This window comes from Neopusillimonas aromaticivorans (genome assembly GCF_030344915.1).
Classification (GTDB): Bacteria; Pseudomonadota; Gammaproteobacteria; order Burkholderiales; family Burkholderiaceae_B; genus Neopusillimonas; species Neopusillimonas aromaticivorans.
Map to the genome: position 1 here is coordinate 807563 of NZ_CP128233.1, position 12193 is coordinate 819755.

Consider the following 12193-nt stretch of genomic DNA (forward strand, 5'->3'; position numbering starts at 1 on the left):
GCGGGCACAACGAAACTCCGTTAACGATTGCAGCGGTTTATATAACCACCAGACGGGCTATTGTAGCCAGCGGGAGTACCGTGTCGAACTGACAACAGCGCCAGCACACCAGCGCCAGGTGTCAGTGGCAAAGCCGGACAGCCGGATCTTGTCTGAAATACTGCGACAGCAGGCCATACCATTCGGGATAGCACCGCATCAGCGTCAAGGGCGCAACAAAAAGACTTCTGCACTGACCGCGAAGAACTCCGCCAGATCCGTCGCAGCATACGGGTCAAGGGGAAGATGACCCAACCAGGGTTGAGCCTCGTCTGACTCAGGGTCAATATCAGGAGGAATCGCTGCTTCAGCGACCATTACCGCTTGTTCAAACTCAGTAAAGGTTGCGTGTAAAACCTCAACCCAATGGTCGGAAGATATATCAGGATGGGCTGCCAAACCAGGCACACCCTGGGCAGCGCCTGAATACAGGTCAAGCTTGTGCGCAAACTCATGGATGACGACATTGACGCACGATGCGTCGCCGGGCCAACTGTCTTCCCATGAAAGCACCACAGGCCCGCCGTCCCATGCCTCGCCGGAAGCTTCCTGCACATACTCGTGGACAACGCCTGACTCATCAATCTCGATGCGAGGAATCAGAAAACCCGAAGGGTAGATAATGATTTCCGTCCAGCCCTCGTAGACGACCGGGTCCAGATGCATCACGGGCAACGCAGCCTGAACCGCAACGACCCTTTGCATGAAGGCAGTGACCTCAAGCCCCTGAGCCCCACTGAAGGCCTTGCTGGCCAATACCCAGGCCGTGCGCTGCCTTAACTGTTCGTTGTCGACGTCGGACAAACCCCGCAGAAATGGCAGACTATCGAGCGTTTGCTGCCAGACCACCGGGTCAAGTTGATCAAGCCATTGCCTGATTTCCTTTTGGCCGGCACCCCGACCCGCCAACCAGCGCAACCACATACCTGGAAAGACAGGTTATTTGATCCGGGCTGTTGGCATGACCAACGCATCGCCATCAATGACGACTTTACCTTTGACGGTGCATACAGTGCTTAAGAGCACACGCCGTTTTTCGGGGATCAGTTCCTTGACGGTAACCGTGGCGTGCACCGTTTCGCCTGGGCGCACAGGGGCAAGGAAACGCAGGCTTTGGTTCAGATAAATGGTGCCCGGACCGGGCAACCGCCCGGCGATTGCGGCAGAGATGACACTGGCCGTCAGCATACCGTGCGCAATGCGCCCCTTGAACGGGGTGGTTTGGGCAAATTCTTCATTCAGGTGAACGGCATTGTTGTCACCGGACGCACCGGCAAACAAGACAATATCAGCCTCGGTAATGGTTTTTGCAAACGTGGCCGTATCGCCGATCTTCAGATCCTCGAAATCGTAGCCGTTCAGTTCATTCATAACATCTCCGTTGTTTTGTTATCTGTACTGCAATTGTTTACGGGTCGTGCTTTTCTACGTTTTTTCTTTTGTTACAGGTGCTGCCGTCGGCCAGGAAACCACATAACGACGGCCAGCATCATGCCAGAAGCTTACGCGGGGCCGCCAGTACCTTGGTAACCGGCTCGACAACGTCAGCCTTGCCTTTGGATATCATGGTTCGCCGTTTCTCACGCTCTTGTTGTTCACAAAAATGGCGTAACTCTTTATCGTTGCGACGGATGTGCACTGACAACCAGTCACGCAAGACAGCCGACAACTGGGCAGCCACCGTGACATGGCCGGCCCGATGTTTTTCCTGGAGTTCACGCAGGTCATTCACAAACGCTTCGTGACCTTTTTTGTGTCCTTCCAGCTTGGGAAAACCCGCTTGGGCCATGACCCGCTCTTCCTCACGCAAGTGCTCGTCGGTATCGCGAACCAGGCGCTCGAGCAACCGGCCGACAACAAGTTTGCCCTTACCCTGGATGGTTGCCGTATGCAGCTCGTTGACCAGATCGACGAGCTTGCGATGATCGGCATCGATGGGACCATTGTCGATCACCATGTCGTTAGCCCACTCAAAATAAGCCATACCTGTAACCTCCTGTTGATTATCGTTATTGAACGGCCCAACCCGGAATCCGAATCAGGCCGGTAACGCCAGACCTCCCGACGCCCGGTGCCCGCTGGCACCGTCTTGACCCAAACGGAACACCGAAACCGCCTCGACCAGGTCTTGCGCCTGCTCTTCCAGCGAACCCGCCGCAGCCGCCGCCTCTTCGACCAGTGATGCATTCGACTGTGTCACCTGATCCATTTGCGCCATGGCCAGATTGATCTGGTCGATGCCGTGCGACTGATCTGCGCTGGCCGCGCTGATTTCACCCATGATGTCGGCTACACGGCGAACACTGACCACGATTTCATCCATTGTGCTACCGGCTTTTTCAACCAGCTCGCTACCGGCACTGACGTTTTTAACCGAGGTTTCAATAAGCACCTTGATTTCTTTGGCGGCATCGGCGCTGCGGCTGGCCAGACTGCGCACCTCGCTGGCAACCACCGCAAAGCCACGCCCCTGCTCGCCGGCACGTGCAGCTTCGACGGCTGCATTCAAGGCCAGAATATTGGTCTGAAAGGCAATGGAATCAATGACACCGATAATGTCGGAAATTTTTCCGGATGAGGCGTTGATATCTTCCATGGTGTGCACAACCTGCGACACGACCTCGCCACCGCGCAAGGCCACCTGGGCAGCCTGCTCGGCGAGTTGATTGGCATGCTGACCACTTTCGAAATTTTGCTTGACGGTGGTCGACAGGTCTTGCATGGAAGCCGCCGTTTCTTGCAACGCCGCCGCCTGTTCTTCGGTGCGCGACGACAGGTCAAGGTTACCGGCGGCGATCTGGTGCGTCGCCGTGGCGATAGAGTCAGTACCCTTGCGCACCCTTCTGACGATATTTACCAGGCTTTGATCCATGTCTTTGAGTGCCTGAAGCAACTGCCCGGCTTCATCGGCGCTGCTCACGGAAATCTGGCTGTCGAGCTGACCACCGGCAACCGCACGGGCCACCGTGACGGCCTGCTGTAATGGCGCTGTGATTGAGCGGGTAATGTAACGGGCCAGAACCAGGGCAATAACAAGCGCCCCCGCACCCAGGGCCAGCAGCAGCCAGTGTGTTGTTTCCGCCTCTTGTGCAGCCTGTTCACCCGACGCCTCAACAAGGCCGTCTTCAATGTCGACCAGACGCGCCAGGTTGACCTGCATTTCATCGAGCGCCGGGATGGTTTGCTTGCTGAGAATGTCATAGGCTTCAGCCCGCTTGCCGGCCTCGATCAGCTCGGAAACCTTGTCACCCGATGACAGGTAGCGCATGCGCGCTTCGTGCATATTGGCCAGCAATTGACGGGCCTGCGGCAATTTGAGCGACTCTTGCAGGAACTTGTAGTTATCGTTGAACTGGCCGATTGCGGCGGCACGGGATTCCCGCAATTTTTTACGCACGACCGGGTCTTCTGAGGCGTAGATCTCGAGGGTGCGCAGCCCGTTGTTCAGGGAAATTGAGCGCAAGGTATTGGCCGCCTTGGCCTTCGCCCAGTCCAATTCAATAATGTTACTGGTTGTTGCAGCCAGACTGTCGATACGCACAACAGAAAGTACAACAATAACCAGCATCATGAGTATGACCAGACCAAAACCGACAGCCAGCCGGACACCAATGCGCCAATTGCGCGGCGAAAACGAAAACGAAGAAGAAGAGTAGTTTGAGCTCATGACGCAGTAATAAAAGAGGTTGCCAGCTGTGCGGCAATTGTAAAGGGAATACGCCGGACAGGTTTGCCGGGGTATTCCCTGATTCACAACTACAGTTCAAAAATGAACTGCTTTCAGGTAAACACAACCGTTGCACAACGATGCATGGTCTGACAAAAAATGACAAGCCTTGTATGCTGTTTTTTAACAAATCTCAGGGTAACACTGGGGTATGTCAGAGCGATTTACTGCGGTATAGTGGGGCAATATTTTGCAATGAAGCACACAGACGGTAAACATGCATCGAGTGCAGTTGACGCTATGCAGGGGTTGTAATGAACGGTCAACTCGAAAAAACAATGGTCGATGCCATTCCCGACGGCATGTTGCTGGTCGATGCCGAGGGGCATATCCTGCGTGCCAACGCCGCATTGCAAACCATGTCTGGCTACGCTGAACACGAACTGTTGGGCGCCACCCCCGATATTTTCCTGCCGCCTGCCCTGCGCACCGCTCACGCCGGGCTCATGAAGCAGTTTTTACCCAGCCGGCCCAGCGCAACATGTCGCAAAATGGCTCGCACCTGAAACTGCACCGTCGCGACGGGGTACAGATCCCGATCGATGTCGCGCTTAACCCTTGCACCATAGACGACCGGCTGTGTGTTCTGGCTTTTGTCCGCGACCTGAGACCTCTGAAGAACCTTGAAGAGCGGGTCAACTACCAGGCTACCCATGACACGCTGACCGGGCTGCACAATCGTTGGCAGTTCTCGCAAGACCTGAACCAGGCACTGGCCGATTCAGCCCTGACGTCGACCCTGACCGCCGTCATCATGCTTGACCTGGACAATTTCAAAACCATCAACGACAGCCATGGCCACAACGCTGGCGATCAGGTGCTGATCTCGGTCGCCAACCGGCTGCGCCTTGAGCTACCCCGGGCGCCCGGCTGGCACGCCAGGGGGTGACGAATTCCTGATCCTGGCAACCGGGCTGAACACTCCCGAGCACGCCACGTCGCTGGTCGAAAACCTGCTCGAGACCCTCAAAACGCCATTCATACTGACGCACGGCCAACTGGAAATCATGGCTTCTGCCGGCCTGGTGATCGGGCCGCTTGACGCCACCGACGGCCAGACGCTGATGCGCTATGCCGACATGGCCTTGCACCATGCCAAAGACGGCGGCAAGGGTCGCTACCTGCGCTATTCCACGCAGATGAGCCAAAGCCTTGACCGGCGCATGAAAATCTATCAACGGCTGCGCCAGGCTTTGAAACAGAACAGTCTGGAACTGCACTACCAGCCGCAAATCGACATGATCAACGGCGGGGTGGTTTCCGTCGAGGCGCTGTTACGCTGGACTGACGACGAGCTGGGGTATGTACCGGCCGACCAGTTCGTTGCCGTTGCCGAAGCCAGCGGCCTGATGGATGAACTGGGCCTTTGGGTACTGGAAACGGCGTGTCAGCAACTGTCGCAATGGCAAAGCCAGGGCCTGCTGCTGCGAATGGCCGTCAATTTGTCGGCCCAGCAATTCAACCAGCCTCACCTTATCCAGCAAATGGGTGAACTGATCTGGCGACACGGCCTGCGCCCCGACTGCCTTGAACTTGAACTGACTGAATCACAAGCCATGACCAACCCTGAGCAGGCCCGCGTAATCATGCAGCGCCTTAGTGACTTGGGTTTCAACCTGGCCATTGATGATTTTGGTACCGGCTACTCGTCGCTGGCTTACCTGCAGTTGCTGCCCATCAATCGGGTCAAAATTGACCGCAGCTTTGTCGCGCGCATTGAAACCTCGGAAGAAGGCAAACGCCTGATCCGGGGCATTATTGGTCTGGCCCATTCGCTTGAGAAAGAAGTGGTCGCCGAGGGCGTTGAAACCATCCAGCAACTTAATTTCTTGCAAGAATTTGGCTGCAACGCCTACCAGGGCTGGTATTTTGCCAAAGCCATGCCCGCCAGTGATCTGGTCCAGTTCGTAAAAACCAGCCAATACGCTGCCCGGCGTATGGGCGACCCGCAGGCCGCCATTCATATTCAATAAATGTTCAGGGCTCCAGCCGGTCTTTTCGAACAGCATCGTCTTCCATCAATTCGAACCACATGGCGTTCAGTACCGCAAAAGCGGCGGCTAACGGAAGACCCAGAATCCAGGCAAAATACCACATATCACACCCCTGATTTGCTGATTTGTTTAATACGCATGGTCTTTCCCCCTTCAATGGCAGCCGGATCGACTTTGCCCCGCAGTACCGAAAACACCCAGCTTGTATAGGCCAGGATAATCGGCATGAAGATGGCCGTACTGACCAGCATGATGAACAGCGTCAAATGACTTGAAGACGAGTCCCAGACCATCAGACTGGCAGACGGGCTGACCGTTGATGGCAAGATGATGGGAAACATCGACACACCGACACTGCCGATAATGCCGGCAATGCCCAAGCCACTGCACACCAGTGCGGTTAACGCACGACGAGCTACTAAAAACACCAAAGCCAGCAAGGTTCCTGCAAACCCAAGCGCGGGAACCAGCCACAGTAGCGGATGAGCGGCATAATTACTGAACCAGGCCGCCTCCTGGACCATCACGGTCTTGATTAACGGGTTGGATGGCCCCAAGACATCAACCGCACTGGTTACCACGTAACCGGCCACAAACCAGTACATGAACAACCCGGCAAGGGCATACAGTACAGTCGTTAACACGGCGGCAACAACTCCGAACGCCCGCGCGCGCTCAGCCACGGCTCCTGCGGTCTTGACCTGAAGCCAGGCGGCGCCGTGCGTCACCAGCATGGTCACCGAAATGACACCGCACAACAGCGCAAAGGGATTAAGCAACCCAAAAAAGTACCGTCGTAAAAGATACGCATGTCCTCATCGAGCCGGAACGGCACACCCTGCAGGACGTTGCCGATGGCCACCCCGAAAATCAGGGCAGGCACAAAACCACCCACAAAAAGTGCAGCGTCCCAGCGGCTGCGCCATTTTGGATCGTCGCGTTTGCTGCGAAATTTGAACGCCACCGGGCGCAAGATCAAGGCCACCAGCACGGCAAACATGGCCAGATAAAAACCCGAAAATGAAACGGCATACAACTGGGGCCAGGCCGCAAAAATGGCACCGCCACCCAACACCAGCCAGACCTGGTTGCCTTCCCAGGTTGGGCCGATAGCGTTGATGACCACCCGGCGCTCAAGATCGTTACGCGCCACAAATGGCAACAACGTACCCGTACCCAGATCAAAACCGTCAGTGACGGCAAAACCGATCAGTAATACACCCAACAAAAGCCACCATATAAAGCGCAAGACATCGTAGGCAATAAGATCGTGCAAAATCATGAGAATGTCTCCGGATGTTAATGGGCAGACGCCAGACGCGATGGGGTGGCGCCATCAGAGGCCGCCTCTGGCTCGGGCTCGGACGGCCCCTTGCGGATGCTCTTGAGCATCAGCTTCATTTCAATGACGAACAACACCGTGTAAATTGCCAGGAAACCGACAATCGTCAGCAACACCGTTGAAGCGCCAAGATCGGAAACGGCCACGGCCGTTGGCAACACCCCTTCGATCACCCAGGGTTGACGCCCGACTTCAGCCACAATCCATCCGCACTCTGCAGCAATCCAGGGCAGCGGAATCGCCCACACGGCCACTTTCAACAATGTCGGGTAGGCATCCAGCTTGCGACGGGCAGACAACCAGAAAAACGTAGCCATCAAGGCGATGAAAAAGAAGCCCAGACCCACCATGATCCGGAACGTCCAGAACAGTAACGCAACCGGAGGAACCGTATCGGATGCTGCCTTGGCAATGTGTTCAGGGGTGGCCTGACGCGGGTCATCCACATAACGCTTGAGCAACAGCGCATAGCCAAGTGCACGGCCATTCTCTTCAAACGCCTGCTGAACCTGGGGCGGCACCGTCTCGCCGGCCTTGAGTGAACGAATGGTCTGCAAGGCGTCATAGGCAATGATGCCTTGACGGATATGCCCTTCTGCGGCCTGGACGAGTTCATCGATGCCAGGAATCTGCGTCGTCAATGAACGCGTTCCGATCAGGCCCATCACCCATGGAATATGAACGGCATAATGCGTTTCACGCGCCTCTTGGTCCGGAAAACCGAACGCAGTGAACGACGCCGGCGCAGGTTCGGTCTCCCACATCGCCTCGATAGCTGCCAGCTTCATTTTCTGGTGTTCGGTTGACAGGTAACCGCTTTCGTCACCCAACACCACGACCGAAAGGGCCGAAGCCAGGCCAAACGATGCCGCAACCGCCATTGAACGCTTGGCCAGATCGAGATGACGCCCCTTCAGCACGTACCAGGCTGAAACACCCAGCACAAAAACAGAGGCCGTCACATAACCGGCCGACACGGTATGAACGAACTTGGCTTGAGCCACGGTATTGGTAATGACAGCAAAAAAGTCGGTCACTTCCATACGCATGGTTTGCGGATTGAAGGCGGCACCCACGGGGTTTTGCATCCAGCCATTGGCAATCAGTATCCACAAGGCAGACAAATTCGAACCCAGGGCCACGCACCAGGTAGCGACCAGGTGACCGACTTTAGACAAGCGCTCCCAGCCGAAGAAAAACAAGCCTACAAAGGTAGCTTCGAGGAAGAAAGCCATCAGACCCTCGATGGCCAGCGGCGCACCGAAAACATCTCCGACATAGTGACTGTAATAACTCCAGTTCATGCCGAACTGGAACTCCATAACGATACCGGTGGCAACGCCCATGGCAAAGTTGATACCGAACAGCAGCCCCAGAACTTGGTCATGTCACGCCAGATCATTCGACCCGTCATGACGTACACCGTTTCCATAATGGCGACGATGATCGATAACCCTATCGTCAGGGGCACGAACAGAAAATGGTACAGCGCCGTTATGGCGAACTGCAGCCGTGACAAATCAACAATATCGAGGTCCATGGTGTTTTCCTCAAACCAGGGTTAAAACTTCAAATCCAGTCAATCCGGACGCAGGATGGCAATCGCGGCGTCGAATTCGCGACTTCCACGCACCCAGCATCCGTCAATGCGTCCGTCTTGCATGACCAGCACACGGTCGGCAAGACGGGCTTCTCTTTGCAGGTGTGTTGCCAACAGCCAGGCCCGCCCTGCCCCGGCGCGATCCAGCTGCTGCAAGACATAGGCTGCTGTCGAGGCATCAAGCCCCTCGGTGGGTTCATCAAGCAGCCACACCGGCTGCGGCCGCAACAACAGTCGGGCCAGGGCCAGACGTCGGGCCTGGCCACCCGACAAGCCGGTGGCAGACTCGCCAAGCCGGGTATCCAGACCCGCAGCCAGGGCACGGATATCCGTGGCCAGACCGGCAGACTCGAGCGCGCGCCATAACTGATCATCACTGGCTTCAGGATCCGCCAGACGCAGGTTGTCGCGCACCGTATCCTGAAACAGATCGGTACGCTGACCCAGCCAGGCAAACGGCTGCGTTTGAATGGTGCCCGTCATTGGCGCCAACTCACCCAGAATCGCGGCAATCAGGGTCGACTTTCCTGAACCGCTGGCACCCACGATGGCAACCCGCTCTGCAGGTGCAACACGCAACGAGACCGGACCCAGAGCGATTGAGGTCACCCCCGGGTAACGCACGACGATATCGCTGACATCAACTGCGTCACCCGCCATCACGACAGAATCAGCCACGTCCTCACCGGGCATCACGGCAGTGGTTGCCGACAACGGTGCCGACAGGCGTCGAGACGCCAACCAGGTACGCCCCGCTTCAAGCCCGCCACGACGCAAGGCTGCAAATGGCTCCATCGCACCAAGGGCCATCAGGACAATCAGTGCAGCACCGGGAACGCCGACAACGCCACGATCAACCAGCCAACCCGCCCCGACCAATGCAAGTGCAAGGGTAAGACTGGCCGCAACCGCCTGAGTCGCCCCCGCACCGGCATCGAGCCGGTTCAGGCGCTTGTCGGCCCGGGCCAAACGCAGGTCGGCCCGGGCAAGCAGCAGACCTTGTCGGTGTATTTTGCCGGCCATCAGCAAATCGGTTTGACCCGAGACAAGGTCGACGGCCTGTGCACGCAGCCGTTCCGTCGCCAGACTGCGCCGGACCATGGCGCGTCGGGCCCGGATCGCCAGGACAATCGGGACACTCAACCCGGCAAGGGCCAGCCAGATACCAAACACCACGCCGAACCCGGGCGCGACGATGCCGAAAACAACGGTACACAACAGCGCAACACCCAGGGCCGCAACTGCAGGCACCAGCAATCGCAGAAAAACCGACTCCAGCGCATCGAGGTCAGCAGTCAAACGCTGCAACACCTGTGCAGGACAACGCAACAGATCGGACGACGGGCGTAGACCCCATCCCAGAAAAAGACGTTCTCGCAAGGCGGCCAACGTCGCCAACGTGGCATCGTGCGTCACGAGTCGTTCGCCATACCGCGATGCCGTACGCCCGAGCGCCAGCAAACGAATTCCGGCAGACGGCATGAAGACGTCAAAGGTCAGCGCCGTGACCAACTGAAGGCCCGCAATCGCGGTCGCCGAAATGAACCAGCCGGACAACCCCAGCAAGCCGACACCCGCCGCAACCGTAATGACCGCCAGGCTGAGCCCCAACACCATGCGACGGGCAAACGGCCCGAACAAGGCGTGCACGACGGGATACCACCAGGCGGCAGTCAGCGCCCTAAACATCGCTTTTCCCCTGGACAACGACCACTGACGCGTCGCCGACCATGATGACTCGATCCATACGCGCGATGAGTGCCGGGTCGTGAGTCGCAACGACCAGCGTGCGGCGTCCCGAATGGTCCAGCAACGCCTGTCGAATCAGGCTCGCGGTCGCCGCATCGAGATGCGCGGTCGGCTCATCGACCAACCAAAGGTCTTTAGCTGGCGCTGCCAGCAACCGCGCCAGAGCCAGACGCGCGGCTTCCCCGCCCGACAGGCCGACACCGCCTTCACCCAGCAACACCGAGGGATGCGCCTGAGCCACAGGTTCAAGACCGGCCCACGACACGGATTGGGCAATAGCAGGCAGGTCGGCGGCGTTGGACGCCAGCGCAACGTTACTGGCAACCGATCCGGCAAACACATGCGGCCTCTGACCCATCCAGCCGATACGGGAACGAACGGCATCGCCACTGCCGGCTTCAAGCGTCTGGTTACCAATTTCAATGACGCCTGACTGCGGCGGTAACAAACCCGCCAGCAATGACAGAACAACGGTTTTACCCGCCCCGCTGGGACCCACCAGTGCAATTTTCTCACCCGGCTGAATCGACAGATCAAGCCCGGTGAATAGCGGCCTTTCATCAGGGAAACCAAAAACCAGTGAGCGAACGCGAACACAGGGGCCTGTGTCAGAAAGAGGAGCAGAGGCCATGGCACCCCCACCGCCAACCACCGGCATACCGCCACGGGCAAGGTTCTCAAGGGCTTCGACCGCAGCCTGCCCGGACGCCTTGTCGTGCCAGACCGCAGCCAGTTCCCTAAGCGGCTCGAAAAAGCAGGTGCCAGCAAAAGGATGAAGAGCCCTTCGGCCAGCGTCAGTTGATGACCCCATGCGCCGAAACCCAGCTGACCCAGCAAATGGAAACCGATATAAACCGCCACCAACGCCACGCCAAGTGCGGAAAATAATTCGAGCACCGCAGAGGACAAGAACGCAATACGCAAGACCCGCATGGTGCGTTGTCGCACGTCTTCGGCGCTGGCCCGCAGACGCTGCGCCGTGAGCCGCACACCGCCAAAGGCCCGCAACGTTGGCAACCCGCGCAACCGGTCAAGCAAAAAAGCGTTCATGTCGCCGAGTTTCAGCCATTGGGCTTCACTGGCCGCCTTCGCGCGCCAACCGACAATGGCCATAAACACCGGGATGAGCGGGGCTGCAACCATAAGCACCAGCGCGCAGGCCCACGACAGCCAGGCCACCGGGACCAGAATGACCAGCGGCATGATGCGGGCACGCCACGAGGCCGTACGGTAACGCGTCAGCCAAGGCATGATGGCTTCGGACTGCTCACCCAACACGCCGGCGGCAGTACCCGCCGCAATACGTTTGCGATCAAGAGGCGACTGCCCAGCCAGAACAGACACCGCCTGCTGCCGCCACTGCATCAGACACGCACGGGCGCCGTCATGAAGCCGAGTCGATGCCCACGCCTCGGTAACCGCGCGTATTGCGCCCAACACCACAATAAAGACCGCCGGCAAAATAACCGACTGAAAACCGCTGCCCTGCTGCAGACGGGAAACGGCATAGGCCAGAACCGCCGCCTGCGGCAACCAAACGATGGCGCACAACGCCTGCAGCAGCGCTACCAAATCCAGGGAACGCGGCATACGAAATGCCGCGTGGCGCGATTCTGGAGACGCTGAAACAGACATTGCAAATAACAGCCTGATCGAGCCGAGAGACGGACCGACTGGCGGAGCCATGAAAAATGAACAGGTTCCAATCTTAAAGAAACACCTGTCCGACCGCCTTGACGGGC

General features: G+C 57.7%; 9 protein-coding genes and 4 pseudogenes. 3 read left to right on the forward strand and 10 right to left on the reverse strand.

Annotated features, from left to right (window positions below):
- Positions 1 to 121: 121 nt before the first annotated feature.
- The 4 genes and pseudogenes from N7E01_RS04265 to N7E01_RS04280 all read right to left on the reverse strand — a co-directional run bounded on the left by N7E01_RS04265 (position 122) and on the right by N7E01_RS04280 (position 3706).
- Positions 122 to 963: pseudogene (locus N7E01_RS04265) on the reverse strand (M90 family metallopeptidase).
- Between the two features lie 15 nt (positions 964 to 978).
- A complete protein-coding gene (locus N7E01_RS04270) occupies positions 979 to 1410 on the reverse strand; it encodes a MaoC family dehydratase (protein ID WP_289174734.1) in 432 nt (143 codons plus the stop codon).
- A 118-nt stretch (positions 1411 to 1528) separates the two neighbouring features.
- On the reverse strand, positions 1529 to 2023 hold the full coding sequence (locus N7E01_RS04275) for a bacteriohemerythrin (RefSeq protein WP_289174735.1): 495 nt from the start codon (positions 2021 to 2023) through the stop codon (positions 1529 to 1531).
- Positions 2024 to 2077: 54 nt separating this feature from the next.
- The gene (locus N7E01_RS04280; protein ID WP_289174736.1) at positions 2078 to 3706 is read right to left on the reverse strand and encodes a methyl-accepting chemotaxis protein; all 1629 of its coding nucleotides are present in this window, start codon (positions 3704 to 3706) and stop codon (positions 2078 to 2080) included.
- 314 nt (positions 3707 to 4020) lie between these two features.
- On the opposite strand from N7E01_RS04280, the gene N7E01_RS04285 reads away from it, so the two are divergent.
- From N7E01_RS04285 to N7E01_RS04295, 3 genes are read left to right on the forward strand one after another with little or no spacing between them, the layout of a single operon-like run.
- The gene (locus N7E01_RS04285; protein ID WP_289174737.1) at positions 4021 to 4272 is read left to right on the forward strand and encodes a PAS domain S-box protein; all 252 of its coding nucleotides are present in this window, start codon (positions 4021 to 4023) and stop codon (positions 4270 to 4272) included.
- Entirely contained in the window at positions 4248 to 4655 is a 408-nt protein-coding gene (locus tag N7E01_RS04290; RefSeq protein WP_289174738.1) for a diguanylate cyclase domain-containing protein, read from the forward strand. Before N7E01_RS04285 ends, N7E01_RS04290 begins: the two co-directional genes overlap by 25 nt.
- Positions 4615 to 5739: a putative bifunctional diguanylate cyclase/phosphodiesterase gene (locus tag N7E01_RS04295; RefSeq protein WP_289174739.1), complete on the forward strand. Its 1125-nt coding sequence runs from the start codon at positions 4615 to 4617 to the stop codon at positions 5737 to 5739. Before N7E01_RS04290 ends, N7E01_RS04295 begins: the two co-directional genes overlap by 41 nt.
- A 4-nt stretch (positions 5740 to 5743) precedes the next feature.
- Here N7E01_RS04295 and cydX read toward each other — a convergent pair whose 3' ends face one another.
- The 6 genes and pseudogenes from cydX to N7E01_RS18400 form a co-directional block, all read right to left on the reverse strand.
- Entirely contained in the window at positions 5744 to 5863 is a 120-nt protein-coding gene (gene cydX, locus N7E01_RS04300) for a cytochrome bd-I oxidase subunit CydX (protein ID WP_289174740.1), read from the reverse strand.
- A gap of 26 nt (positions 5864 to 5889) precedes the next feature.
- Positions 5890 to 7042: pseudogene (gene cydB, locus N7E01_RS04305) on the reverse strand (cytochrome d ubiquinol oxidase subunit II).
- 17 nt (positions 7043 to 7059) lie between these two features.
- Positions 7060 to 8642 (reverse strand): annotated as a pseudogene (locus N7E01_RS04310) (cytochrome ubiquinol oxidase subunit I).
- 39 nt (positions 8643 to 8681) lie between these two features.
- A complete protein-coding gene (gene cydC, locus N7E01_RS04315) occupies positions 8682 to 10391 on the reverse strand; it encodes a thiol reductant ABC exporter subunit CydC (protein WP_289174741.1) in 1710 nt (569 codons plus the stop codon).
- On the reverse strand, positions 10384 to 11262 hold the full coding sequence (locus tag N7E01_RS18395) for an ATP-binding cassette domain-containing protein (protein WP_350494935.1): 879 nt from the start codon (positions 11260 to 11262) through the stop codon (positions 10384 to 10386). Before N7E01_RS18395 ends, cydC begins: the two co-directional genes overlap by 8 nt.
- 62 nt (positions 11263 to 11324) lie before the next feature.
- A pseudogene (locus N7E01_RS18400) lies at positions 11325 to 12137 on the reverse strand (ABC transporter transmembrane domain-containing protein); the annotation flags it as partial.
- Positions 12138 to 12193 lie beyond the last annotated feature (56 nt).